Below are 25762 nucleotides of genomic sequence, written 5' to 3'. Positions count from 1 at the left end.
ACCCCTCGGCTGCCATTTGCAGCAGTCATGTCCCGTCGCTCAGGAGTTGTCGCGCTTCCTCCTCGAGCATGATCGGGATCCCGTCGCGGATTGGAAAAGCCAGTCTGCAGGGTTTGCACAGCAGTTCTGATTGTGCCTTGCGATATTCGAGATTGGCCTTGCAGATCGGGCAGACGAGAATGTCAAGCAGGCGTGCGTCCATGCAGTTTCTCCAGAATGGTCTCGAACAGGGTTGCCTGGCCGGGTTGTGAACAACGGATGACCGCCTCGACCGGCAGTACCCAGGCCTCGCCGGTGACCAGCGATGCGCATTTTACCGCATCCTTCTCGGTCATCAGCAGTACCCCGTCGCTGGCAAAGGTGAGATCGCTGGCCTGATAGGGATGGTGATCGGGAAAGGGATGCGCTGCGAACTTGAGCCCGAGAGCTTGCAACTGCCGGAAAAAGCGGTGCGGATCGCCGATCCCGGCAATCGCATACAGCTTGCGATCCTGCAGGTCGGCGACAGCGCAGCGGCGCTGTTCTCCGCTCGCGGCAACGAAATGCTGGCCGACCAGGCGCATGTCGAATTGCGGCGAGTGGCGAGCCGCGTCCACCACCCGGCTCTCCGGCGGGCCATTCCACACCACGGCGCCCACACCCGCCAGACGCCGCAAGGATTCCCGCAGGGGGCCGGCCGGCAGCAGCCGGCCGTTGCCGGCGCCGCGTCCGTCAAAAACCACCAGTTCGATCGAGCGTTGCAGGCGATAGTGCTGCAGGCCGTCGTCGGAGACGATCACGTCACATTCGGGGTGAACCGCCAGCAAGGCCTGCCCGGCGGCAGGGCGGTCGCGGCCGACGAAGACCGGAACGCCGCTGCGCCTGGCCAGCAACAAGGGTTCATCACCGACCAGGGAAGACTGTGAGGACGCGTCCACCGGCCGCACCTGCCCGTCACTACCGCCGTAGCCACGACTGATGATGCCTGGCCGCCAGCCCTGCTCGCGCAAGCGGCTCACCAACCACAGTACCAATGGTGTCTTGCCACTGCCACCAACGGTCAGGTTGCCGACCACCACCACCGGCACCGGCAGGCGATATGAGCGCAGCAGAGCGGAGCGGTACAGCCAGCGTCGCAGTACGACCAGCCCGCCGAACAGCCAGGAGAAGGGCAGCAAGGGCCAGAGCACGAGCGCCAGACGGCTCTGGTACCAGCAGCCAGTCAGACACTGCGCCATGCCGGCACGAGCCATCAGTGCGGGGATTGGGTAGCGAAGGAAATCCGCGGATAGCCGGCAGTCTGCGCCGCCTGCATGATATCGACGACGCTCTGATAGTTGGCCTTGGCATCGGCATTGATCACGATCACCGGTTCCTTGGTGTCGCCGGCTGCCCGCCGCAAGGCTTCGCTGATCGCCTGTACGCTGACCGTGGCCAGCGGCACCTTGTTCACCAACACCTGACCGGCAGCCGTCAGCCCGACGTTGATCTCGTTGGGTGTCTCTGTCTGTTTGCTGGCATCGGCGGTCGGCAGGTTGATCTCCAGACCGGAAAACTTGGCGTAGGTGGTGGTCAGCATCAGAAAGATGATGATCACCAGCAGCACGTCGATCAGCGGGATCAGGTTGATTTCGGGCACGTCACTGGCGCGACCGCGGCGAAAGTTCATGACAGTCCCTCAGGAATTGCGCTGGCCGTGCAGAACCTCGACCAGACGCACCGCCTGCTGCTGCATCTCGACGACGAAACTATCCACCAGCGCGCGGAAATGCCGCCAGAAGATCATGCTTGGAATCGCGATCAGCAACCCGAAACCGGTGTTGTACAGGGCCACCGAAATGCCGTGTGCGAGCTGGATGGGGTTGCTGCCGCTCGGTGCCTGTGACCCGAAAATCTCGATCATGCCAACCACGGTACCGAACAGGCCCATCAGGGGACTGATCGATGCAATCGTCCCCAGCGTCGTCAGGTAGCGTTCGAGATTGTGCGACACGACACTACCGGCTTCCTCGATCGCTTCCTTCATGATCTCGCGCGAACTGCCGACGTTGCGCAAACCGGCACCGAGGACGCGACCGAGCGGCGAGTGGTTCTCGAGATCGCCGACCATGGCAACGTTCACCCCATTTTGCCGGTACTCGGTGACGACCCTCTGCAGCAGGCCAGGCGGTACGACCTTGCTGCGCCGCAGCGCCACGAGACGCTCGAGAATCAGTGCGACGGCGATGATCGACGCCAGAAGCAAGGGCCAGATGGGCCAGCCAGCAGCCTGAACGATGGAAAACACGTTTTCCTCCGGGAGATTTACACAGACGGGCACTTTAGCCTGCACCGGCGTTTGCAGCAAGCCCTGGAGTCCCGAATCGACTTCGTCGCGAATCGTTCCCTCTCCACAGAATCTGTGGACAACCATGCCGGTAGCCTGTTGGTGAAACGGCCAAGTGCTTATCACAGAAGGTATTTTCATCCCTGCCGGGAATGCGTGCAGCGAGCAGGCGAATCACCATCGCCAATCGCCGCTGCAGAATGTGATTGCCATGCCCGCACACCTGCTGACGCAAAGACCCGTCAGCCCTGTAGAATCCCCGCATGCCAGACCTTCTCCCCAACAGCGCCGACCTGGCCACACCGCTGCCGGTGATCCCGGTTTCCCTGCTCAATCGCCTCGCCCGCGAGCGGCTCGAAGCGGCTTTTCCCCTCTGCTGGGTGGCTGGAGAAGTGTCCAATCTCAGCCATGCGTCTTCCGGGCACGTCTACTTCTCGCTCAAGGACAGCGCCGCACAGGTTCGCTGCGTCCTCTTCCGCAGCCGCGCGCAACTGCTCGGCTGGCGACTGGAGAACGGCCAGCACATCGAGGCATGCGTGCTGGTGACACTCTACGAAGTACGCGGCGATTTCCAGCTCACTGTTGAAGCGGCTCGCCGCACCGGGATCGGCAACCTCTACGATCAGTTCCTTCGCCTCAAGGACAAGCTGGCACGCGAAGGCCTGTTCGACAGCACTGCCAAGCGCCCCCTGCCCGCGTTTCCACGTCGCGTCGGCATCGTCACTTCACTGCAGGCGGCGGCGCTGCACGACGTGCTGAGCACGCTCAGACGCCGTGCCGGCCAGGTCGGCATCGTCATCTACCCGACGCAGGTACAGGGTGATGGCGCAGCCTCTCAGATCGCCGCAGCCATTCGCTGCGCCGGCGAGCGTCGGGAATGCGAACTGCTGATCGTATGTCGGGGTGGTGGCAGCATCGAAGATCTCTGGGCTTTCAACGACGAGGCCGTGGCGCGGGCAATACGTGCCTGTCCGCTGCCGGTGATCAGCGGTGTTGGTCATGAAACAGACTTCACCATTGCCGATTTCGCTGCTGATCAACGCGCGCCAACCCCCACCGCTGCCGCCGAGTTGGCCGCACCCGAACAGGCCGCGCTGCTCGCCCGCCTCGCTGCCTGTCGGTTTGCCCTGCGCCGCCAGATCGAGCAGAATCTCAACCAGCGCGGCCAGCAACTGGACTGGCTCGCGCACCGACTGCAGCGCCCGGCGCAGTATCTGGCACGCCACCAGGACCATCTGCACAAGCTGCAGCGCCGCCTCGGCGCTGGCCTGCTGCAAGCCAGTGCGCAGGCACGGGCGACACTGGTCAGCGTCACCCGTCGCCTGCTGCTGAGCCGCCCCGATCCGGTGCGCCAGGCCGGCCACCTCGAAGCGCTGGCAGCGAGGCTGTGCAGCGCCTGGCAGACGACAACGCAGGCCAGGTACGCCGACCTCGATCGCCTGGCAGCCGGCCTCGCGCACCTCAATCCGGCGGCGGTACTCGCCCGCGGCTACTGTGTTGTCAGCAACGCACAGGGACAGATCGTTCGCGAGAGCAAAGTCCTGGAACCTGGGCAGCAGATTGCTGTCTTCTTCCAGCGTGGACGCGCCGAGGCGGCAGTACTGACCGTTTTCGAAGACGATGGCATCGCTTTCGCAGCGCCTGCCATTGCCAGCGCCACAAGCCCCGAATAGAATCCCGCAGCCAGGCAGAACGCAGAAACCCTCGCAACAGGTTTGCACGTCGTCCTTATTTCGCCCCATAACGAGCCTAACGGAGAACATCCATGGAACATCAGTTGCCGCCACTCCCCTTTGCCATCGACGCCCTTGCTCCGCACATGTCGCAGGAAACCCTGGAATACCATTACGGCAAGCACCACCAGGCCTACGTGACCAACCTCAACAATCTGATCAAGGGGAGTGAATACGAGGCACTCGACCTCGAAGCGATCGTCAGGAAAGCACCGGCAGGCGGGATTTACAATAACTCGGCGCAGGTCTGGAACCACACCTTTTTCTGGAATTGCCTGTCAGCCAACGGCGGCGGTACACCGACTGGCGCCCTGGCAGCAGCCATTGACGCCAAATGGGGTTCCTTCGCGGACTTCGCCAAAGCCTTCCAGGCTTCCGCCGTCGGCAACTTCGGATCGGGCTGGACCTGGCTGGTCAAGAAAACCGACGGCTCGGTGGACATCGTCAACATGGGCGCTGCCGGCACGCCGCTGACTACCGGCGACCAGGCCCTGCTGTGTATCGACGTCTGGGAGCATGCCTACTACATCGACTATCGCAACCTGCGCCCGAAGTTCGTCGAAACCTTCCTCGGCAAACTCGCCAACTGGCACTTCGCCGAGCAGAACTTCGCCGGCTAGCAAGCATGGCGTCGCGGCCGTGCAGACGCCAGCAAGTCGGATAGGCCGCGATTCACCAAGGGGCGTCCCGAGAGGGACGCCTGTTGTCCTGCCGGCGACAAGTGATCGCCGCCAGCAACGATTTCAGGCACGCTTGCGCCCGGTGATCATTGCGCGCACCAGATTTTCGCGGTGCAAAAGACTTTCCCAAGCGACGCCGAGCAGATGGCCGGCGATCAGCAGCAGCGTGCCGTTGGTGGCCACTTCATGCGCTTCCTTGATGGCGTCGATCAGGGTGTCGCTGCTCCCGGCGAGCCATCCCGCCAGCGGTCCCAACCCCTTGTCGGCACCGTACAGCGCCAGGCCGGTGATGACGGTCGCAGTCAAGGCCAGCAGCATGGCGATGATCATCGCCCCACCAGCGGGGTTGTGTCCGAGGTGGCGGGGAGCGCGCAGCGTCAGCACCGCGTAAAGATAAGCGAGGATTTCACCGGGGCGGCAGACGAAGTCACTGAAGCGGGCGTAGCGCGGGCCGACGAAGCCCCAGAGCAGGCGAAACAGCAACAGCCCGGCAAGCCCATAGCCCGCCCAGACATGCACGACCTGCAGCAACTCGCCATCCAATCGGTCCTGGAGGCCTTCGAACCACTCGCCCTCCGAAAGGTAAGCCGTGCAGAAACATAGTAGAAGTGTCCAGTGGAACAGGCGAAGCAGCGGGTCCCAGACCGGGATTTCGGTCGAATCGCTTGGAGTGCTCATGATTTGCAATGCTTGTGACAGCGCTTCCCTGCCGGCAGCAAGAAAGCGCGTGAATGGATCAGCTGATTGACGACGAGCGGATGCTTATTTGCCTTCTTCGGAGACCAGAGCGCCCGACTTGATTTCGTAATGGACTTCCCACTTCTTGCCATCGTTGCCGTTGATCTTGACTTCCCAGGTCTTCTTGCCCTTCTTGGTGTCTTCATAGGCCTTGGTCACCGTGCCAGGGTGCGCCTTGAGCGCCATTTCGACCGCCTGCTCCTTGCTGATTTCTGGCGCGGGAGCGGTGGCGGCAGCCGGGGCCGTGGCCGCAGGGGCGGCGGTCTTGCTGTCGGCGGCGAAAGTGCTGCCGGCAAAGCTGCTAGCGATGAGCAGCAGGGCGGCGGCGGTAAATACGGTAGGCTTGTTCATCTGATCGGTCTTTCATGGAGAATGGAGGATGGTGAAAACTTCGGCCTGCGACCCCGGTGCTTTGGGCGAAACCGCAGGCACGGACGCCATCCTATCTCGACATTCTTAATGCAATCTTAGGACCGCTTGTTGAGCTGGCGCCCGCCGACCAGGGCGAAGACTCCACGCAGCCGCCAGTGACCGTCAAACTCACTCAGCAACACCGAGGCGGGCGCGCAGCTCGTCCAGTTCCTCGAGCAGATCCGCCATCAGCGCAGCCAGTTCGGGAACGGCATCGAAATCGCGTTCGAGTTGCCGCATGCGCCGCGCGCGCAGCAGGCTGTGGCTGGAAAAACACCACACGCCGGCAACGCTCTCGGCGTGCGGGAACAGCCCCTCCTCGATGTGGCGCAGCAGCCAGCCTGGTTCGACGGTACACGCCGCAGCCAGTTGTTCGAGGGTCAGCCAGCTACTGTCCATCAGGCTGCCGATCAGGATTTCCTCGTCACGCATCACTCAGACCCTCCCTTGCTGGCGCGGGTCGAAGGCGAGTTCCCGCGCCATGGTTTCGTAGAGTGCGCGCGCCCTCGCCGTATCCGCGGGTGGCAGCACCACCTGGATGTCGAGCAACAGGTCACCCGCTTGCGCGCCCGGAATTCCCTTGCCGCGCACCCGCAATTGCCGGCCGCTTTGCGCGCCTTCAGGGATGCGTACCTTGACGCTGCCCTGCGGCAGGTCGACCGTCACCACCGCACCCAGGGCTGCCTCCCAAGGCGCGACCGGTAGCGTCAGATGCAGGTCACGGCCCTGTACGCGAAAACGCGGATGCGGCCTGAAGCGCACTTCCAGCATCAGGTCACCGGCCGCTGCACCACCGATTCCCGGTGCGCCCTGCCCGGCCAGGCGAATCACCTGACCGGCGTGCACGCCTTGCGGGATCCGGACGTTCAGCGTGCGGTTCTCCAGCACGACGCGGCCTTGCGCGTCAGTGCGCGGCGCGCGCAACGAGATCTGCCGGGTCGCTCCGGTAAAGGCATCTTCGAGGTCGAGCAGCACCTTGGCGTGATGATCCTCGCCGCGCGCCTGGAAGTGCGCACGCTGGCCGGCACTGAAGCCGTGCGCAGCGTGTGGTCGACCGAACAGTTCGGCAAAGAAATCGGAGAAATCACCCGCTTCGCCCGGCGAAAAACCTCGCCCCGAAAACTCGAAGCCGGCATCCCAATCAGGTGGCGGCTGAAATTCCTGGCCAGGCTGGTAGCCACGTCCCAACTGATCGTAGGCGGCGCGTTTTTCCGGGTCCGAGAGCACCGCATTCGCCTCGTTGAGTTCCTGCATGCGTGTTTCGGCATCCGCTTCCTTGGAAACGTCCGGGTGATACTTGCGCGCCAGTTTTCGGAAGGCCTTCTTGACCTCCTCCGCCGTGGCGTCGCGCGGGACTCCGAGAATCTGGTAGTAGTCCTTGAATTCCATACATGATCCTCAATCGACAAGGGTAATCGTACAACAATAGCCAATTCCGCTGAAGCACTGCGAATCCGGATATTGAAGTCTGCCGAACCGCCCCCAACTGCGCTATGCAGCGCCAGTCGTGGCGCCCTCACCCATTATGGAGGATTCAACATGATCTATCGCTCTCTGTTTCCCCGCGACGTGTTTGCGGAACTGGATCGGCTGCAGCGTGAGATGCAGCAGAATTTTCGTCTTTCTCCGAGCATTCGCGGCATCGCCCGCGGCGGCTTCCCGGCGATGAACGTCGGTGGCACACAGCAATCCGTCGACATCTATGCCTTCGCGCCCGGCATCGACGCAGCCAGTCTCGATGTGCAGATCGAGAAAGGCATGCTCATCATTGCCGGCGAGCGCCAGCGGCAGCCCTCCGGCGAAGACGCCACGGTGCATATCGACGAGCGTTTCGAGGGCCGTTTCCGGCGCGTGGTGACCTTACCCGACGATATCGATCCCAACCTCGTCGACGCGAAGTACACCGATGGCGTGCTGCGCATCAGCGTCGCCCGCAAGCAGTCCGCGCTACCACGCCGCATCACCATTCAATAAGGAGGATCGAAGATGTCCGAGCACAGCCAAGTCACGAAACCGAGCCCCAGCGATGAAACGACCCTGCTCCCACCGGTCGACGTCATCGAGGACGCTTCGGGAATCACCCTGTATGCCGATCTCCCTGGAGTTCCCAGGGACAAGCTCCATCTGCAGGTGGAAGCCGACACCCTGACGATCGAAGGCGAGATCGATCTGGAAATGCCCGGCGGCATCGAGGCCAGCCACACCGAAGTGAACCTGTCGCGCTACCGGCGGGTATTCACCCTCTCCAAGGAACTCGACCCCAACAAGGTCAGCGCCGAGTTCAGGAACGGTGTGCTGAAGCTCTTGATCCCCAAAGCAGAGCACGCGCAGCCGCGTAAGGTCGAAGTCAAGGTGGCATAAGGGCGACGCGCCTTCCCGATCATCACTCATCGGCAGGAGTGACCGTGGCCGACGCAATCCACGTCCTCCAGCCCGCCCAGGACTCCCAGGTCGGGTCAGCGTAGCAGACCCGACCTGTTTTTCGCCGACCCGACAGGCGCAACGCCGAATGTGCCGGTGACCTGAAGGAGTGGAGGAGTAGAATTCGCCCCGTGACCACCCTGCTCGTCCTGACCAATCTGCCCGACCGACCTGCTGCCGAAGCGCTGGCAAACGCACTCGTCGAGGCACGGCTGGCGGCGTGCGTGAATATCCTGGCTCCGTGCCGGTCGGTCTATCGCTGGCAGGGAACAATCGAAACGGCCGATGAGGTACCGCTGCTGATCAAGACCAGCAGCGAACGCTATCCCGCACTCGAAACGGCGATTCGCAGCCACCACCCCTACTCGCTGCCGGAAGTGATCGCACTGCCAGTGGTGCAGGGGCTGCCGGCGTATCTCGCCTGGGTGGACAGCGAAACGCGCAGCTCCGACTGACCTCTGCAAGGCTCCCACCATGACCTTCAGGCTGCTGTTCTCACCGTTCCTTTTCGCGTTCATCGTGTTCGCCTTCCTGCTGAGCACTCTGGCAGCCGCCGAGGAGTTCCTCGACCCGGCCGTCGCCTTCCAGCCAAGCGTCCGCGCAGTCGACGGACAAAGCATCGAAGTGCGCTTCGAGATCGCCAAAAACTACTACCTCTACCGCGACAAATTCCGTTTCGCCGCCGAGCCGTCGACGGTGCAGCTCGGCAAGGCGATTCTGCCGCCGGGCAAGGAGAAACATGACGAGACCTTCGGCAAGGTCGAAGTGTATTACGATCAGGCGGTCATCCGCCTGCCGGTCGAGCGTAACAGCTCGGGGCCGCTGCCGCTGATCCTCAAGGTGACTTCGCAGGGCTGCGCCGATGCCGGCATCTGCTATCCACCGCAGCAGCAGCAACTCGGCCTGCAACTGCCCGATAGGACAGCTGCAGCGGCAGAAGTGCCGCGGGCAGCGCCGCCGATGCAAGGCCCGCTCGCCGACGAGTCGGGACGCATCGCGCAGTTGTTCAAGCACGCCGACTTCTGGGTACTGTTCGGCAGCTTTTTCGGCTTCGGACTGCTGCTGTCGCTGACCCCCTGTGTCTTCCCGATGATTCCGATTCTTTCCAGCATCATTGTCGGCTCCGGCCGCAACGGGCATGGCGTGTCGCACGCACGCGGCTTCGCGCTGTCGCTGGCCTACGTCATCGGCATGGCGGTCACCTACGCGGCGGCCGGGGTCGCTGCCGGGCTGACCGGCACACTGCTGACGGCGGCGCTGCAAAACCCCTGGGTGCTGGGTGCTTTTGCCGCGATCTTTGTAGTCTTGTCGCTGTCGATGTTCGGCTTCTATGAGCTGCAACTACCCACCGTTCTGCAAAGCCGGGTCTCGGAAGAAGCCAGCCACCTGCATGGCGGCTCGTTGCCCAGTGTGGCGGCGATGGGCGCACTGTCGGCAATCATCGTCGGCCCCTGCGTTGCCGCGCCATTGGCTGGTGCCCTGCTGTATATCGGCCAGACCGGTGACGCCGCGCTCGGCGCTGCGGCACTGTTCGCGATGGGACTCGGCATGGGTGTGCCGCTGCTCGCGGTCGGCATGTCGGCAGGTACGCTGCTGCCGAAGTCCGGCGCGTGGATGGAAGCCATCAAGAAAACCTTTGGCGTGATCCTGCTGGCCACCGCAGTCTGGCTCGTTTCGCCAGTGATTCCGGTGGTCGTGCAGATGCTGGCCTGGGCACTGCTGCTGATCGTTCCGGCGATCTACCTGCACGCGCTCGACCCCCTGCCGCCACACGCCAAAGGCTGGCAGCGTTTCTGGAAAGGCATTGGCATCGTCATGCTGCTGTTCGGTGCGGCGATGCTGCTCGGCACCTTGGCCGGCTCGCGCGACCCGCTGCAACCGCTGTCGGTACTGCGCAGCAACGCGGCGAGTGAATCCAGGCCATTGGCGTTCACGCGCGTGCGCTCACTGGCCGAACTCGAAACCCGTATTGCGGCGGCAGGCAAACCGGTGCTGCTCGATTTCTATGCCGACTGGTGTGTATCTTGCAAGGAGATGGAACGTTTTACCTTCACCGATGCGCGCGTTCACGCCAGGCTCGCTGGCTGGACCTTGCTGCAGGTCGATGTGACGGCCAACTCCGATGCCGACCAGGCGCTACTGCAACGCTTCAAGCTCTACGGTCCGCCGGGACTGATTTTTTTCGACCGGAATGGCCAGGAGATCGAAGGCCTGCGCGTCGTCGGTTTCCAGAATGCCGAGGAATTTCTCAGCCTGCTGTCACGCTTGAGCTAGCGTTACTGCATCAACGGCTCGATCCTCAGCCCGCGTCCAGCCGCCGGCGCAGCTTTTCGAGCTGTTTGCGCACGCCGTCGCCGACGGCGATCTGCGGGTTGGAATAGCCGTCGTTCTTGCCGGCCTGTTGTTCGCGCTCGTCGATCAGCGTTCGCGCGGCGGCATGCGCTTGCTCGAACGAACGCGTTGCGTGGCGCAGTTGTTCTTCGTACATGGCCTTGCCGAAGTAGGTCAGATCCGACTTGCGGCCACAGCCGTACGACGTGTGCTCGGCGTCGGCGGCGCTCATCACGAGCGTACCGTCGTCCTGCAGCGGCTGGATCCAGCTTCCCGAATAGCAGGCGGAAACCGACACCACACGATGGCGTACGCCGGCCTCGTCGAGCCAGGTCTTGAGCAGTTGTGGCGTCACCGCGTCGACGCTCATCGGCCAGAAGTTCGCCGACAACTTGCCGTCCTGGGCACCGTGCGAGGTGAGGTGGATAAAGAGGATATCCTCGTTCTTGTCCATCAGTCGCGCGATGTGCCGGATCGCCCGTTGCAGATTCAGTGGCGTCGCCCACGGCCATTCGTTGCTCGTATCGACGTGGTTGACGAGTTGCAGCGTGCGTCCCGCGGCGTCGAAGCGCTGCTCCATCACGCCGGCAACGAGCGCGCTTTCGCGGCGGAAGACGTCTTCATAGGCGTAGGGTGCGAAGGTCAGGACATAGAGATCGACCACGCCCTTGCGTTGCGGCCGCAGCGCTTGCAGGCGCTCGCTGAGCAAGTGCGGCTGCCGCTCCATCAGTTCCTGTGTCAGTCGGAGTCGTGCCGGCCGTTGTTCCGATGCTGTGGCCGAGGCATCGGCGATCCACATCGTGTCGCGTTCGCCCTCGCTTTCGGCGATGGCCAGCGCGAGCAGCGCCGCGGCCAAGAGCAGCGCTTGCCCCTTGCGCCGGGTTCCACGCCACAGGGTCAGCGTCTGCGCCAGGCCCAGCCAGAACCAGGCGCCGATCCACAATGCCCGGTGTGCCAACGGCGGCAACGAGGACTCGTCGTAGCCCAGGCGGAGCAAGGCAGCCCAGGCGAGGCCGAAGAGGGCCGACAGCAAAGCCCCTTGCGCCGCCAGGAGGCCGAAGAGGTGCGCGGCGCTGGGAGCGAGCGTGGCTTCGACCGCTTCCGTCCGATGCAGCAGCGCATAGCAGGCCCATGCCGTTGCCGCCGGGACCAGCCATCCCGTCAGCAGCGGGGACCAGTTGAAGTTCGCCGGTCCAACGATCCACAGGCGTTGTACCAGCAGCGACAGCAGGACGCCAAAGCACAGCAGACCGAGAATGGCCAGCGGGTGCGCGTGCAGTAGGTGCCAGCGGGGTTTCAGCAGCAGAGCGGAGCGCATTCCCTCATACTGCCAGCGAATGAGCGTGCCCCCCGGCGGTGCTGCGGGTGCGCTGTCAGGAGAGGTAGGCTCGTCGTGCATGACCGGCTGCCAGTTGGCCGCTGCGGTACCGGCTTCGGAGGGGATGGATGTTTCTCCCGACGCCATAGTGTCGGCTTGTTCGATGGACGCTGGCATGGCTTCTCCTGGAGAGGGCGCAGACAGACACCTTTGATCGCTGCTACCGAGAATCGTTGCTGCTACGATTCGCTACCGTGTTACTGCAACGCGCCCGGCGACAGTGGTTTCCCGAGCGGCAGCAGACGCGTTCCGGCGGGCAGATGGAATTCCGCGATTGGCGTCAGACTCTGCTCGCGAACGAAGCCGGGAGGCCTGGCTTTTCCGCGCAGCGGCGAGTTGCTCGGCAAGGCGAAGGGCAGCGCATGCACATCGACCAGCATGGATCGGTCAACGACCTGGTTGCCATCATAGCGACCGGGCGCTTGCGGCGCAAAAGTGCCGCGCCCGACGAGCAGGTTGTTGATGGCCCAGACCTCGGTCCCCGGCGGCATGCGACTGGTCCAGACGCGAAGGAATCGGCCATCGAGTTTGTCGTCGATCAGCGTGTTGTGCGCCAGATAGAGCGCGTTGTCTGGCCAGCGCTGGCCCTCGGCACCGTAGGAGATCAGGTCCGGATTGTCCGTCGTCGCGCTCTGCCCGATGACGTTACCGATCACCCAGGCCAGACCGCCATTCGGAAACTCCAGTTCGTACGAAGCACTGCCACCGGTACCGTCGACGAGCAGGTTGTACAGGATCGAGTTTTCGCGTGCCCGCGACTTGATCAGGTGCCCACGAAAGCCCTGCTGGAAGCGGCTGCCGCTGACGCTCAGGCGGGCGATCGCTCCGACATAGAGGAGGTGGTGCAGCGCACCAGTGTAATACTTCGGCGCCTCGCCAAACTCGCTGTCTTCCACCTCGAGCACCGAGTCCGCAGCATTGCTGGTCAGAATGCCCATTTCGTTGTCAAAAAACGCGCAGCGGATGACTTTCAGATGGCCCTTTTCCAGGCGAATCCCGGCACCGTTGGCATCCGGGACGCGCGCTCCCCTGAACTCGATGTTCTCGATCGACATCTCGGCGCTGCGTACCACCCATAGCGCCTTGCCTTCCGCGCTGTCCCCATCGGCAATCAGCAGCGGGCGCTTGCCGGTGCCTCGGATGGTGAGCCGGTTTTGCGTCCAGACCACCGCTTGTTGCCGGTACTCGCCCGACCGGATCTCGACAGTGTCGCCGTCACGAGCGATGCGAGCCGCTTCCTTGATGCTGGTCACCGGCTCCTGTGGTCCGACGACGATGGTCCGGCCACTCGCCGCAGCACCCGGCATTTTCTTTTCGAGGGCATTGCCCTGAGCAGCTTCCTTGCCGGCAAGCAGATCATCCTGCGCCGACAAGGCACTGGTCTGACTCGCCGGCGGCGTCCTGACCACTTCCAGCTGACCTTGCGCATTGCGACGGATGCTGCCCAATTCTTCGGGTGCCGGCGGCAGATTGTCGGCCGATATGGCGCTGGCGGCCACGCCGATCGCCAGAACGGCCGTGAACCGTCTTGCGTAGCGCATTACACCCGGTAGTTGCCCGCGACTCCCTGATCGGTCTGACATCCCCTGCCCTGCCTGCAATCGACGGATCGTCATCTGGAGGAACTACGTCAGCTCGACCTGGGCGCCGAGTTCGACGACCCGGTTGGGTGGAAGCTTGAAGAAAGCCGTTGCGGTATCGGCGTTGCGGAACATCCAGGTAAACAGGATCTGCCGCCATTTTGCCATTCGCGAACGCCTGGTAATCGGCATGCCGACGACCGTCTCGCGACCGAGGAAGAACGAGGTCTCCATCATCTCGAAGTCCAGTCCCTGCTTTGCGCACAGATCCATGGCATACGGCAGGTCGGGGTCGTCCTTGAAACCATAGCGGACGTATACCCGATGAAATCCTGACTCCAGCGCTTCGACGCGGACGCGCTCGTTTTCGGGAACATGCGGCACATCTTCAGTCACCACATTGAGCAGTACCACCCGCTCGTGCAACACCTTGTTGTGATACAGGTTATGGAGCAGCGCACGCGGTACGCTCCCGGGGTCGGCAGTCATGAAGACACCGGTCCCCTCGACACGCAAGGGTCCTCCGGTAGCGAGACTGGTAATGAAGGCATCCAGGGGTATCGAGTCCTGCTTGAGTTTCTCATACAGCAGTTTGCGACCGAGCTTCCAGGTGGAGAGCAGGGCAAACACCGAGAAACCCAGCGTCAGCGGGAACCAGCCGCCATCGAGGATCTTGATCACATTGGCCGAGAAAAAAGCAAAGTCGACGACGACGAAAAATACCAGAAACAGCGCCGCACGCGGCCAACTCCACTTCCACAGGGCGCGGACGACGACAAAGGCGAGGATGGTATCGATCATCATCGTCAGCGTGACGGCGATGCCATAAGCCGAAGCCAGATTCGACGAAGACCGGAAACCGAGAACGACGATGATCACCGTGATCAATAGCAGCCAGTTGATGTTCGGAACATAGATCTGGCCCTTTTCACGCTCCGAGGTGAACTTGATCTGGATGCGCGGACAATAGCCGAGCTGCATGGCCTGGCTGGTCAGCGAAAAGGCACCGGAAATCACCGCCTGCGAGGCGATCACCGTGGCCACTGTGGCCAGAACGACCAGCGGAATCAGCAATATTTCAGTGGGTGCCATCAGGAAGAAGGGACTCTCGATCGCTTTCGGATCGTTGAGGATCAGCGCTCCCTGACCGAGGTAATTGAGGTACAGCAGCGGGAAAACGAAAGAAAACCAGGCCCATTTGATGGCACGGCGGCCAAAATGGCCCATGTCGGCGTAGAGCGCTTCACCACCGGTGATTGCCAGTACCACCGAACCCAGCGCCAGAAAAGCCAGGCCCTGATGCTCGATGACAAAGGCGAGCGCGTACCAGGGATTGATCGCGGCCAGAACCGAGGGATACTGAATCACGTTCCACAGGCCGAGAGCGCCGAGGGTGGCGAACCAGAACATCATTACCGGGCCGAACAGCGCGCCGACGGCCGCCGTGCCATGCCGCTGAAAAAAGAACAGCAGGATCAGGATGGCAATCGTGGTCGGCAGGATGTAGGGTGTGAGCAAAGGGGTGACCACTTCGAGTCCCTCGACCGCCGAGAGCACCGACATCGCCGGCGTGATCACGGCATCGCCGTAGAACAGTGCGGCACCGAAAATCCCCAGAGCCGACATCAGCCAGAGAATCCGCGGCGACGCATTCGCGGTCCGCAGTGCCAGCGCGGTCAGCGCCATGATGCCGCCCTCCCCCTTGTTGTCGGCACGGGTGATGAACAGGACATACTTCAAAGAAACCGTGATCGTCAAGGCCCAGAACACCAGCGAGAGGATGCCCAGCACATTGGCTTCGGTAACGGCCAGCGGATGGTGACCGCCAAAGACTTCCTTGACGGTGTACAACGGACTGGTGCCGATGTCGCCAAAGACGACGCCCATGGCCGCCAGTGCGGTGGCCGCCAGACCTGACTGTTCGCCGTGCGGCGCGCTTGTTGCGGTCATTACCCCTCCAGGAACCTTAGCTTTTACATTAACCCATCGACAACTTGCTCAACTTCCTCCCGGTGACCTTGACGCTTGCCGCAACGCAGCATCGCGGGCGCCATTGTAGGGCCAATGAGAAGCGGCAACAAGGACGAAGCAGTCGTCGTCGATCCAAGCCACGCCGCTGCCACCTCCCTGGCGCCGCAGCGCTCAGAGCTTGTAGATCCAGCTCGCAATCACGAAGTAGTTGAGAACCCCGAGAATGTCGATTGCCGTGGTCACGAACGGGCCGGTGGCAACCGCTGGGTCGACCTTCAGGCGCTGGAAAATCATCGGCAGGAGCACCGCCAGCAAGGCCGCGCCCGTCATGTTCCCGAGGATCGTCAGGCCGACGACCTGCCCAAGCTGAAGGCTGTCGTGCATCAAGTAGCCGTATGCTGCCAGGATCACGCCGTAGAACCCGCCCAGCACCAGACCGACACGCAACTCCTTGAGTACCAGCGGCAGCGTGTCCCTGACGTCGATCGCACCGGTTGCCAGACCACGCACGGCAACGGTAGCGGACTGCACCCCGACGTTGCCGGCCATGCCCATGATGACCGGCAAAAAAGCGCTCAGCACCAGCACCTGGGCGAGGATCGATTCGTATTTCTCGATCACCATCGTCGCGGCGAGTCCGCCGATGAACGCAGCCAGCAGCCAGGGCAGGCGGATCCCGGCCACCTTGAGCGCCGAGTGGGTGAACGTTTCCGATTCGCTGGTACCGGCCATCTTCAGCATGTCCCGCGTCGTCTCTTCTTCGATGACGTCGATCACGTCATCAACGGTGACCATGCCGACCAGGATATCGTCCTGGTCAACCACGGGAATGGCGAGCAAGCGGTACTTGTCGACCAGCAGTGCGACGGTGGTCTGGTCGGCATCCGTATTCACCTTGATCACGCGCCGGTTCATGATGCTGCGCAGAGCCGTGTCGGGCCGGGTGAGGAGCAATTGCCGCAGCGAAACGACACCCACGAGCCGCCCCTCCTCGTCGGTCAGATACAGATAGAAGACCATCTCGACATCTTCGCGGCTGCGAATGCTCTCGATCGCCTGTTCCACGGTAAGGCTGTGCGGCAGCGAGAAGAACTCGGTGGTCATGATGCCGCCGGCGCTGTTCGGGTCGTACTTCAGCAGACTTTCGACTTCCGACTTGCTGTCGCGGCCAAGCATGGCCATCAATTCGGCGCGCTGATCCTCCGGCAGTTCGCCGACGAGGTCAGTGAGGTCATCGGGCTGCATATGTTCCAGCAGCGCCGCCAGTTTCTCGACCGGCGATTCGGTCATTACCTGCGTGCGCAAGTGCGGCCCCATCTGGCTGAAGACTTCGGCACCCAATTCCTTGTCGCCGATCGTGTGGAAGATATCGACGACATGCTCGGGCGGCAGTTCATCGAGAATCGCTGCCATGTCAGCGGGGTGGATGCGCGCGATCATTTTCTGCAAAGAGCCCCGGGCGTCGCGGTGATAGAGGCGATCAATGGTTTCGACGAGCCGTTTTTTCCTCGAGTCGTAGGTGTTCAAGGTAGCCGGCTTGGTTTCCACGTTGATGTGCATGGCGATTCCCCCCAAAGTCAATATGCATGAAAAGTGGTAACGACTGAGGAGCCCTCTGCAGCACGGAGGGCTCCTCAGTAGTTCCCATGAAAAATGATTGAGCCGTAGAGTCTAAGCGCTGGGATTTGCGTGGTCCAGTGTCTCTTGTGTGCGCTGCCGATTCGCAGGCGTGGAGACGCCTCCAGAAAGGCTTTCAGCCCGTTTCAATGGCCGGAAACCAGCCCTGCAGCCGCCAATCCTGCCTATGCGGCAGATCTGATAGAAGATCAGGCGCCAAGTATCTGATTTGCTGAGCACTGACAAGCGCTGCAATGCTTCAGTCGCCTCGTTGACCGCAAATTGCTGGGCACGCAGGGAAAACCACCTGAACTCTATCCCTGATGAACCCGCCGGTGCTAGAATGGTGCGCTTTGGCATCCAGTCACCCGGGAGTCCTTCTATGGGCGAAGACCAAAAGCTGCAACCTCCTGTCATGACACCGAGAAAGGGCATCGCCGACGTGCACCTCACCGAGGTGCGCTCCCTGCTCTCGCTGCAGAAACTGGTCGAAGACCTCGTTCCCGAGCAGGATGGACCCAACCAGAGTGAACTCGACCCGGAGATTCAACAGCAGTATCGCAAGGAACTTCGCGAGAAACTCAAGCGGATGCCCCCGAAAGAAGTTGCCTACATTCTGGAATCGCTGGACCCCAATGAGCGTTTGGTGGTCTGGGATGAAGTCAAGGAAGGCGCCGACCCGATCCTGGCACTCCTCTCCGATGATGTCCTCGAGGAGTTGATCGACGACAGCCATTACCGCAACGAAAAAACGACGATCACTGCTTTCGAACTGCGTGAAGGCAGACTGCGCCAGATCTCGGTGGCCGGTCCGGAGGACCTGAAGAACGTCCACCCGATCTGGGTGGATCTCGTTGCCCCGACCAAGAAAATCCGCGGCTGGATCGGCGAGATGTTCGACGTCGAGGTGCCCGACCCGCTCACCCTGACCGACCTCGAAGCGAGTGCGCGCTTCTATGTGGAGGACGACGGCGAGGTACACCTGCACTCCGACTTCCTGCTCGACACCCGGGACGAGTCACGCAATGTTCCGGTCGCTCTGATTCTCCACAACGAAATCCTGTTTACCGTGCGTACCGAGGAACTGCCGGTGTTTCGCCTGCAGCGGGCACGGGCGCGCACTCGACCCGGCTACGTCACCGACGGCAAGGACGTTCTCATCGACCTTTACGCGGCAGATGTCGAATACTCGGCAAACGCCCTGGAAGATGTGTACGGAGAACTGGAGAAGGCCGGCACACAGGTGCTGCGGTCGCATGTCACCGACGTCGAGGCATCGCAAATCCTCGCCGCCGTTGCCGAGGCCGAGGATCTCAACGGACGCACGCGCCGCAGCGTGCTGGATACCCGGCGCGCCCTGTCCTTCCTGTTGCGTGGCAAGTTGCTGTCGGACGCCCAACAGCTCGATGTGCGCGAGATCCTGCGCGACATCGAATCTCTCGACGGACATACTGCTTTCCTGTTCAACAAGATCAACTTCCTGATGGACGCCACGGACAGCGCGATCAACATCAACCAGAACAAGAAAATCGAACGGCTGACGGTGCTCAGCGTCGTCTTCATGCCGATCAACGTCCTCGCCGGCGCCGGCGGCATGTCCGAGTTTTCAAGCATGGCGCAGGCGCTCGACTGGCCGATGCCACTCGCCTACACGGGTTTTTTTCTCGGCATGGGTGTGGTCGGATCGATCATGTTTTTCGGCCTGCGTCTCTTCGAAAAGCGACAACCCAAGCGCCCGCGTGCGGAGAACCGCAGGGCTGCCTGATCCAGCCTGCCTGATCCAGCATTCGTAAAGCCGTTCGCCGGTTAACGTCACCGATTCGAGACTGGCGATCCCGGCGACGAGCAGCGCCGCCCAGTCCGTAGAGCACTCGTCACCAGCTGCTGAAAACCCCTTCTGCGGCAGCGACGGTCGCGGCAATATCCGACTCGCTATGCGCCGCCGATACGAAGCCGGCTTCGAAGGCCGAAGGCGCGAAATAATGGCCGGCGTCGAGCATCGCGTGGAAAAAGCGATTGAAAGCCTGCGTGTCGCACTCCATCACCTCGGCGTAGCTCTGCGGGCACTCGGAACGGAAGTACAGCCCGAACATGCCGCCAATCGCCTGCGCCGAGAACGCTACCCCATGCCTGCCGGCGGCGGCAGCCAGCCCGTCGGTGAGTTGCCGGGTGCGTTGCCTCAAGGACTCGTAGAAATCCTCCGCCTGCAGCAGTTTCAGCGTCGCCAGACCGGCGGCGACCGCCACCGGATTGCCTGACAGGGTGCCCGCCTGGTACACCGGACCCAGCGGTGCGATCTGGCTCATGATCTCGCGCCGGCCACCAAAAGCGCCAAGCGGCATGCCGCCACCGATCACCTTGCCCAGAGTCGTCAGATCCGGGGTGACCCCATAGAGGCCCTGCGCCCCCCTGGCGCCGACGCGGAAACCGCTCATCACCTCGTCGAAAATCAGTACGGCAGCGTGGCGGCTGCACAGCTCGCGCAGGCTCTGGAGGAAAGCAGGCTGAGGCGCGATCAGGTTCATGTTGCCGGCGACGGCTTCGACGATCACCGCGGCGATGCGTGGCCCGTGCTCGGCAAACGCCGCTTCGAGTCCGGTGCTGTCGTTGTAGTCGAGAACCAGGGTGTGCCTGACAAAGTCGGCCGGTACGCCGCTGGAACTCGGGTTGCCGAAAGTCAGCATCCCCGAACCGGCTTTCACCAGCAGGCTGTCCGAATGGCCGTGGTAGCAGCCTTCGAACTTGATCAGCAGGTCACGCCCGGTGAAGCCGCGCGCCAGCCGGATCGCACTCATCGTCGCTTCGGTTCCGGAACTGACCAGACGAACCATGGCCAGCGAAGGCAGCAACTCGCACAGCAGTTCGGCGAACTCGACCTCGCTTGCCGTCGGTGCCCCGAAGGACAGTCCTGCAAGCGCCGCCTGTTGAACGGCGGTGACCACCTCGGGATGCGCGTGCCCGAGGATCAACGGCCCCCAGGATCCGACGTAATCGATGTAGCTCAGGCCATCGACATCGCGCACGCGCGCGCCGCTACCGGCGGCAATAAACCGCGGCGTACCGCCGACCGAGCGAAATGCCCGAACCGGTGAGTTGACGCCGCCAGGGATGCGCTGCTGCGCGCGTTCAAAAAGTTGCTCGCTGCAAGAACTCACGGTGATCTTCCTCGAACAGTAGTTGATAGGCCGCCGCACGTGCCGTCACGTCAGGCGCTTCGAATAAATCACTGATCACCGCCAGCAGGTCGGCACCGGCGGCCAGCAGGGGCCTGGCCCGGTCCACGGTGATGCCTCCGATGGCGCAGGCCGGCACCCGTAGTTCGCTGCGGCAGCGGGTGAACAGCGACAGTGGTGCGGGCCTGGCCAGCGGCTTGGTTGCTGAAGGATGGACGGCTCCGAAAGCAACATAATCGGCACCCGCCGACACCGCCACGCGAGCACGTTCGAAATCGTCATAACAAGAGGCGCCGAGCAAGGCACCGGCGCCAAGCGCCTGCCGGGCCGCCGGCAACTCCCCATCAGCGGCCCCAAGATGTACGCCGTCGGCATGGACCGCCAGCGCCAGCGCGAGGTCGTCATTGATCAGCAAGCGCGCGCCGAATCCTCTGCAGAGGCTCAGCAGCGCGCGTGCCGTGGCGGCCCGCCGGGCAGGATCACGGCTCTTGTCCCGGTACTGAACGAGGACCGTGCCCCCCTGCAAGGCCGCCTCGACCTGCGCCAGCAGCGTGTTCAAGGGCAGGCCTTCGGGCGTGACCGCATAGAGACCACGCAGGGGTTTGCCGACCGCTTCAGGCATTCAGCATACCGCTACGGCGGCGGATCTGGAAGAAGCGATCCGGGATGAATTGGCCCATTCCCGGTCGAAAACCAGCGGCCAGCGATTGCCAGGTATATTCCTGGGCGGCCTCTACCGCCTGCTCCACCGACAAGCCCCTCGCCAGATGCGCGGCAATCGCCGAGGCGAGAGTACAACCCGAACCGTGGTAGCTGCCGGGCAGGCGGTCCCAGGCATCGCTGCGCAGCAGGCCAAACCTCTTGCCATAGAGGCTATTAACCACGCGCGCGGTGTTTTCGTGGGTACCGGTCAATAGCACGTACTCGCAACCCAGGTCGAGCAGGATCTCTGCGCATTCGACCAGTGTCCGCGGTTCATCATCCGTGTCGCCATCCAGCAGTCGACGTGCTTCGAGAGAATTGGGTGTCAGTATCGTCGTCAGCGGCATCAGCAATTCGCACAAGCCGGCGATCATTTCCTCGTCGACCAGTTCATCGCCACGCCCGGAGGCAAGCACGGGATCGAGAACCAGTGGGATGCCGGGGTAGTCTGCGAGGATTTCGGCGATCACCGCGATATTCTCGATGCTGCCGAGCAGGCCAATTTTGAAAACGGCGACCGGCATGTCTTCGAGTAGCGTCCGCGCCTGATCCTCGACGCAATCTGCATCGACTGCCAGGATACTGCCCACGCCGACAGTATCCTGCACAGTCAGCGCCGTCGCCACGGACAAGGGATGACAGCCAAGCGAAGACAGGGTCATCAAGTCGGCCTGCATCCCGGCACCTCCGGAGGGGTCACTGGCGGAGAAGGTGAGAACGATGGGCGGCGGCAGGGGTAGAGAGTGTAGGTTCATGAGAGCAAACAGGCGTCGTACAGGAGCTACCGTCGACAAAATCTTGGCGGAAGAAGCAAGGTTTGGCTAGAATTCGTGAATTTTCTTCTCGATTCTAACCGAAAACCGATAAAGACTATGAACACAGCAAGCAATGAGCCCTATCGTACCTGGATGTGCCTGACCTGTGGCTTCATCTATGAAGAAGCCAAAGGCCTGCCGGACGAAGGCATCGCACCCGGCACGCGCTGGCCGGATGTACCCATCAACTGGACTTGTCCGGAATGCGGGGCGCGCAAGGAAGACTTCGAAATGGTCGAAATCTGAAGACAATGCGTTATAGTAGCCGCTGGCGCAAAATCATGCGCGAACCGGAACTCCCATAAATCAACGATCCGGGATAGTCTGGAGGAGAGAATTGGCTGAAGCTGCAAACCTGCGCGGCGTCAAGGTCATGGTCATCGATGACAGTAATACGATCCGACGCAGCGCGGAAATTTTTCTTGTGCAGGCCGGCTGTCAAGTGCTGCTCGCGGAAGATGGCTTCGACGCGCTGGCCAAGGTCGCCGATCACCAGCCCGCAGTGATCTTCTGCGACATCGTGATGCCGCGCCTCGACGGCTACCAGACCTGCGCCCTGATCAAGAAGAACCAGCGCTTTCGTACCACACCAGTGATCATGCTGTCGTCGAAAGACGGTCTGTTTGACCGCGCTCGTGGCCGCATGGTCGGATCGGACCATTATCTGACCAAGCCATTCACTAAAGACAGTCTGCTGCAAACGGTCGCGACTTTTGCTCCGGCAGCCGCCGAATGAAGCAAACTCCTTGAAAGGCAGCTACGGGAACGGACAGGCCATGACTATCAAGAAAATCCTCGTCGTAGACGATTCGCCGACCGAACGTCATGTGCTGAAGGTCCTGCTGACCAGCCATGATTATGAGGTCATTACCGCGGAGAGCGGTGAAGAAGGCATTGCCAAGGCGAAGAGCGAGTTGCCGGACCTGATCTTGATGGACGTGGTGATGCCCGGCCTCAATGGCTTCCAGGCCACCCGAACCCTGACCCGCGATCCGGCGACCAAGAACATTCCGGTCATCGTATGCACCACCAAAGGCCAGGAAACGGACAAGATCTGGGGCCTGCGCCAGGGTGCCCAGGATTACCTGGTCAAACCAGTCAATGGCCCGGAGTTGCTGGCCAAAATCGCAGCGCTCTAACGGTCATGGCCAAGAAGATCAGCCTGCATGAATTTCAGTCCTATCTCGCGGCACGGCTGGCCGGCACCAGTAATCAGAGTTCGGCTGGCCTGCTGGGAATTCAGGCCGGTCCAGACTACTGGCTGCTCGACCTGGCAGACTCGGGCGAAATCATCCCGCTGACCCCCCTGACCAAGGTTCCCCTGACCAAACCCTGGTTCGCAGGGATCGCCAACATTCGCGGCAATCTGTACTCGGTGGTGGATTTGTCCGCCTTCCTGGGCAAGGAAGCGACGCCCCAGAACACCAGCTCGCGACTCCTCTTGATTGGTACCCGTCATGGCAGCAATGCGGCCTTGCTCGTCACGCGCATGATCGGCCTGCGCAATATCGAGGCCTTGACTCCCGAAACCGCTGCGTCAGGCGTGCCGGACTGGGCACGTGAAGCCTATTCGGACAACGAAGGGCGTCGCTGGAACAAACTCAAGGTGCGTGAACTACTGGCTGACGAGGCGTTCATGGATATTGGCGCTTGAGCCGCTTGCGTACCAAGAAATCCTCAACGACCGTGATTTGCACCGTCGAGAAAGTGTAACCGGAGAAGCAAGATGACGTTCAAACCCAAGCTACCGGCTTTCCTGTCCCCTTTCCTGTCTCGAATGACAGCGGCGGCAAGCGAGACCCTTTTGGCTCGTACCGTGATCGATTCCGGGGAACCGGTGAGCAAAGGGACGATCCCCTTCTTGCTGCCCTTCCTGAACCGCTTGCCGGTGATCAAACAACTCCAGATCCTTGGCGGCTGTCTGGTGCTGGTAATGCTGGTGATTGCTGTCCTCGTCTATCGCGACGACCGTCAGGCGGCCTATAACACGGTCTACATTGCGACCGCCGGTGAGATGCGCATGCTTTCTCAGCGCCTGGCAAAGGCTTCGAGCCTGGCACTGCTGGGTGACTCGGTCGCATTCAAGCAGGTCCGCGAATCGCGTGACAGCTTCGGCGCCAACCTGGAACGATTGACCAATGGTGGAGAACTGACAGGCACGCAAGTGCCACCTTCGCCAAGTGGCGTACAGCCGCAGTTGCAGACGGTGGCACAGATCTGGGACAAGACCGACAAGAATGCTTCGCTCCTGCTCGAAATGGAAAAGAGCCTGATCTCGCTGGGCAAGGATGTCGCCGCCATCAACGACAAGAATCCCCAGTTGCTCGAACTGTCTCAACAGGTCGCTGCGCTCAAGCTGCAGGGCAGTGCCAGCATCCGAGAGATTGCGGCGGCCAACCTGTTGGTGATGCTGACCCAGCGGATCGCGAAAAACGCCAGTGCGCTGCTGCTGGGTGATGCCATCGACACGGAAGTCGGCTTCCTTCTGGGCAAGGACACGAACACCTTTCGCGACACCATACAAGCGCTGATCAAGGGAAGTGAAACCTTGCGCATCGCTCCGACGACGGATGCGGATACCCGGCAGAAACTCAACGCACTCGATGCCAGCTTTGAAGAGTATCGAACCGCCGTTAGCGGCATCCAAGGCAACATGCAGAAACTGACCATCGCCAAACTGGCCGGTTCGCAAATCTTCCGCGACAGTGAAGAGTTGCTTACCAACACCTACCAACTGGAACAGGCCTACCATGGCAGTTTCATGCAACGTACCTCGTATGGCCTGGCGCTGCTGGTTCTGATCCTTCTGGCCATCTCGCTGGTGTTTCTGCTGGGCAAAACCTACCTCGCGGATAGCCAGCGTCAGACCGAACAGGCCGAACAACGCCGCCATGAAACCGATCTTCTCAACCGCCAGAATCAGGATGCCATCCTGCGTCTGATGAACGAACTCGGCGACCTCGCCGACGGCGACCTGACGGTGACCGCAACCGTATCCGAGGACATCACCGGCGCCATCGCCGACTCGATCAACTACACGATCGAGGAGCTGCGGGTACTCGTCGGCCGCATCAACGATGCGGCCAGACGGGTGACGCTGGCAACCGAGATCGCCCAGCAGACCTCCGCCGAATTGCTTGCTGCCGCCGAGCGCCAGGCCACCGAGATCAAGGCGGCCGGCCAGTCGGTCCTGGCCGTGGCCAGCTCGATGACCAACGTATCCGGCGACGCGAAACAATCGGCAACCGTGGCACGCCAGTCCCTGGCTGCAGCCGGCAAGGGTGCGCGGGCCGTGGAAGACTCGATCAAGGGCATGAACAAGATCCGCGAGCAGATTCAGGAGACATCCAAACGCATCAAGCGCCTCGGTGAGTCCTCGCAGGAAATCGGCGAGATCGTCGAACTCATTTCGGACATCACCGAACAGACCAACGTACTGGCACTCAATGCCGCCATCCAGGCTGCTTCTGCCGGGGAAGCGGGGCGCGGCTTCACGGTCGTTGCCGAGGAGGTGCAGCGCCTTGCCGAGCGTTCGGGCGAGGCGACGAAACAGATCGGAGCGATCGTCAGAACCATCCAGACCGACACCCAGGACACGGTCTCGGCAATGGAGGAATCGACCCGTGGCGTGGTCGAGGGTGCCAGGCTTTCCGATGCGGCGGGTCAGGCGCTGGCCGAGATTGGTGAGGTTTCGAGAACGCTCACGGCACTGATCGAGAACATCTCCGGCGCCACCCGCCAGGCGGCCGATTCGGCGACCAAGGTGGCCCGCAAAATGCAGGAGATATTGCTGGTCACCGGGCAAACCACGGCAGGAACGCAAAAAACGGCGATGGCCATCGGCGAACTGGCTGCTCTGGCGACCGAGCTCAAGGGTTCCGTAGCCGGCTTCAAGGTGTCCTGAAAC

The 25762-nt window shown here is 62.0% G+C and carries 27 protein-coding genes; 12 read left to right on the top strand and 15 right to left on the bottom strand.

The window, feature by feature from the left end; all coding sequences use genetic code 11:
* Positions 1-25: 25 nt before the first annotated feature.
* From V5B59_RS20105 to V5B59_RS20090, 4 genes are read right to left on the bottom strand one after another with little or no spacing between them, the layout of a single operon-like run.
* Complete coding sequence (locus V5B59_RS20105) at positions 26-202, bottom strand: Trm112 family protein (protein ID WP_169069876.1); 177 nt, start codon at positions 200-202, stop codon at positions 26-28.
* Positions 183-1217 (bottom strand): tetraacyldisaccharide 4'-kinase, encoded by a 1035-nt coding sequence (gene lpxK / locus V5B59_RS20100; protein WP_248594757.1) that lies wholly within the window; start codon positions 1215-1217, stop codon positions 183-185. Before lpxK ends, V5B59_RS20105 begins: the two co-directional genes overlap by 20 nt.
* A 14-nt stretch (positions 1218-1231) precedes the next feature.
* On the bottom strand, positions 1232-1648 hold the full coding sequence (locus V5B59_RS20095; protein ID WP_034915412.1) for an ExbD/TolR family protein: 417 nt from the start codon (positions 1646-1648) through the stop codon (positions 1232-1234).
* A gap of 9 nt (positions 1649-1657) precedes the next feature.
* Positions 1658-2266, bottom strand: coding sequence for a MotA/TolQ/ExbB proton channel family protein (locus V5B59_RS20090; RefSeq protein ID WP_034915423.1), 609 nt, complete (start codon positions 2264-2266; stop codon positions 1658-1660).
* Positions 2267-2568: 302 nt separating this feature from the next.
* Here V5B59_RS20090 and xseA point away from each other — a divergent pair, with 302 nt between their 5' ends.
* Both xseA and V5B59_RS20080 read left to right on the top strand, forming a co-directional pair.
* Entirely contained in the window at positions 2569-3978 is a 1410-nt protein-coding gene (gene xseA, locus V5B59_RS20085) for an exodeoxyribonuclease VII large subunit (RefSeq protein WP_034915414.1), read from the top strand.
* A 92-nt stretch (positions 3979-4070) separates the two neighbouring features.
* Positions 4071-4658 carry a superoxide dismutase gene (locus V5B59_RS20080; protein ID WP_169069878.1) on the top strand — a complete coding sequence of 196 codons (588 nt, stop codon included), beginning with the start codon at positions 4071-4073 and terminating at the stop codon, positions 4656-4658.
* A gap of 123 nt (positions 4659-4781) precedes the next feature.
* Here V5B59_RS20080 and V5B59_RS20075 read toward each other — a convergent pair whose 3' ends face one another.
* The 4 genes from V5B59_RS20075 to V5B59_RS20060 all read right to left on the bottom strand — a co-directional run bounded on the left by V5B59_RS20075 (position 4782) and on the right by V5B59_RS20060 (position 7256).
* Positions 4782-5396, bottom strand: coding sequence for a cytochrome b/b6 domain-containing protein (locus tag V5B59_RS20075; RefSeq protein ID WP_169069879.1), 615 nt, complete (start codon positions 5394-5396; stop codon positions 4782-4784).
* An 84-nt stretch (positions 5397-5480) separates the two neighbouring features.
* Positions 5481-5807, bottom strand: a complete 327-nt coding sequence (locus V5B59_RS20070; RefSeq protein WP_034915421.1) for a PepSY domain-containing protein — start codon at positions 5805-5807, stop codon at positions 5481-5483.
* Between the two features lie 189 nt (positions 5808-5996).
* The gene (locus V5B59_RS20065; protein ID WP_034914583.1) at positions 5997-6299 is read right to left on the bottom strand and encodes a chaperone modulator CbpM; all 303 of its coding nucleotides are present in this window, start codon (positions 6297-6299) and stop codon (positions 5997-5999) included.
* 3 nt (positions 6300-6302) lie between these two features.
* The gene (locus tag V5B59_RS20060) at positions 6303-7256 is read right to left on the bottom strand and encodes a DnaJ C-terminal domain-containing protein (protein ID WP_034914580.1); all 954 of its coding nucleotides are present in this window, start codon (positions 7254-7256) and stop codon (positions 6303-6305) included.
* Positions 7257-7406: 150 nt separating this feature from the next.
* On the opposite strand from V5B59_RS20060, the gene V5B59_RS20055 reads away from it, so the two are divergent.
* From V5B59_RS20055 to dsbD, 4 genes are all read left to right on the top strand, one after another.
* The gene (locus V5B59_RS20055) at positions 7407-7841 is read left to right on the top strand and encodes an Hsp20/alpha crystallin family protein (protein ID WP_211203343.1); all 435 of its coding nucleotides are present in this window, start codon (positions 7407-7409) and stop codon (positions 7839-7841) included.
* Positions 7842-7853: 12 nt separating this feature from the next.
* Entirely contained in the window at positions 7854-8228 is a 375-nt protein-coding gene (locus V5B59_RS20050) for an Hsp20/alpha crystallin family protein (protein WP_034914578.1), read from the top strand.
* A gap of 182 nt (positions 8229-8410) precedes the next feature.
* Positions 8411-8743 carry a divalent-cation tolerance protein CutA gene (cutA, locus tag V5B59_RS20045; RefSeq protein ID WP_034914576.1) on the top strand — a complete coding sequence of 111 codons (333 nt, stop codon included), beginning with the start codon at positions 8411-8413 and terminating at the stop codon, positions 8741-8743.
* A 19-nt stretch (positions 8744-8762) separates the two neighbouring features.
* Positions 8763-10562 carry a protein-disulfide reductase DsbD gene (gene dsbD, locus V5B59_RS20040; protein ID WP_034914573.1) on the top strand — a complete coding sequence of 600 codons (1800 nt, stop codon included), beginning with the start codon at positions 8763-8765 and terminating at the stop codon, positions 10560-10562.
* A gap of 25 nt (positions 10563-10587) precedes the next feature.
* Here the strand turns inward: dsbD and V5B59_RS20035 are convergent, their stop codons facing one another.
* From V5B59_RS20035 to mgtE, 4 genes are all read right to left on the bottom strand, one after another.
* Positions 10588-12114, bottom strand: coding sequence for a C13 family peptidase (locus V5B59_RS20035; protein WP_169069880.1), 1527 nt, complete (start codon positions 12112-12114; stop codon positions 10588-10590).
* Between the two features lie 80 nt (positions 12115-12194).
* Entirely contained in the window at positions 12195-13538 is a 1344-nt protein-coding gene (locus tag V5B59_RS20030; protein WP_034914570.1) for a hypothetical protein, read from the bottom strand.
* Positions 13539-13622: 84 nt separating this feature from the next.
* On the bottom strand, positions 13623-15527 hold the full coding sequence (locus V5B59_RS20025; RefSeq protein WP_169069881.1) for a potassium transporter Kup: 1905 nt from the start codon (positions 15525-15527) through the stop codon (positions 13623-13625).
* Between the two features lie 192 nt (positions 15528-15719).
* The gene (gene mgtE / locus V5B59_RS20020; protein ID WP_169069882.1) at positions 15720-17108 is read right to left on the bottom strand and encodes a magnesium transporter; all 1389 of its coding nucleotides are present in this window, start codon (positions 17106-17108) and stop codon (positions 15720-15722) included.
* A gap of 472 nt (positions 17109-17580) precedes the next feature.
* On the opposite strand from mgtE, the gene V5B59_RS20015 reads away from it, so the two are divergent.
* A complete protein-coding gene (locus tag V5B59_RS20015; protein ID WP_034916357.1) occupies positions 17581-18930 on the top strand; it encodes a CorA family divalent cation transporter in 1350 nt (449 codons plus the stop codon).
* 109 nt (positions 18931-19039) lie between these two features.
* Here V5B59_RS20015 and hemL read toward each other — a convergent pair whose 3' ends face one another.
* From hemL to thiD, 3 genes are read right to left on the bottom strand one after another with little or no spacing between them, the layout of a single operon-like run.
* Complete coding sequence (gene hemL / locus V5B59_RS20010) at positions 19040-20320, bottom strand: glutamate-1-semialdehyde 2,1-aminomutase (RefSeq protein ID WP_169069883.1); 1281 nt, start codon at positions 20318-20320, stop codon at positions 19040-19042.
* A complete protein-coding gene (thiE, locus tag V5B59_RS20005; RefSeq protein ID WP_169069884.1) occupies positions 20292-20960 on the bottom strand; it encodes a thiamine phosphate synthase in 669 nt (222 codons plus the stop codon). The genes hemL and thiE overlap by 29 nt, the downstream gene beginning before the upstream one ends.
* Positions 20953-21795, bottom strand: coding sequence for a bifunctional hydroxymethylpyrimidine kinase/phosphomethylpyrimidine kinase (gene thiD / locus V5B59_RS20000; RefSeq protein ID WP_169069885.1), 843 nt, complete (start codon positions 21793-21795; stop codon positions 20953-20955). The genes thiE and thiD overlap by 8 nt, the downstream gene beginning before the upstream one ends.
* A gap of 117 nt (positions 21796-21912) precedes the next feature.
* On the opposite strand from thiD, the gene V5B59_RS19995 reads away from it, so the two are divergent.
* From V5B59_RS19995 to V5B59_RS19975, 5 genes are all read left to right on the top strand, one after another.
* Positions 21913-22101 carry a rubredoxin gene (locus V5B59_RS19995; RefSeq protein WP_034916348.1) on the top strand — a complete coding sequence of 63 codons (189 nt, stop codon included), beginning with the start codon at positions 21913-21915 and terminating at the stop codon, positions 22099-22101.
* Positions 22102-22228: 127 nt separating this feature from the next.
* Entirely contained in the window at positions 22229-22591 is a 363-nt protein-coding gene (locus tag V5B59_RS19990) for a response regulator (protein ID WP_211203344.1), read from the top strand.
* Between the two features lie 40 nt (positions 22592-22631).
* Entirely contained in the window at positions 22632-22994 is a 363-nt protein-coding gene (locus tag V5B59_RS19985) for a response regulator transcription factor (RefSeq protein WP_034916360.1), read from the top strand.
* A gap of 5 nt (positions 22995-22999) precedes the next feature.
* Positions 23000-23509 (top strand): chemotaxis protein CheW, encoded by a 510-nt coding sequence (locus V5B59_RS19980; protein ID WP_169069886.1) that lies wholly within the window; start codon positions 23000-23002, stop codon positions 23507-23509.
* Between the two features lie 72 nt (positions 23510-23581).
* Positions 23582-25759 carry a methyl-accepting chemotaxis protein gene (locus V5B59_RS19975; RefSeq protein ID WP_169069887.1) on the top strand — a complete coding sequence of 726 codons (2178 nt, stop codon included), beginning with the start codon at positions 23582-23584 and terminating at the stop codon, positions 25757-25759.
* The last annotated feature ends 3 nt before the right edge of the window (positions 25760-25762 follow it).

The organism is Candidatus Accumulibacter contiguus (assembly GCF_036625285.1).
GTDB classification, from domain to species: Bacteria; Pseudomonadota; Gammaproteobacteria; order Burkholderiales; family Rhodocyclaceae; genus Accumulibacter; species Accumulibacter contiguus.
This window is presented reverse-complemented; position numbering and strand designations above follow the sequence as displayed.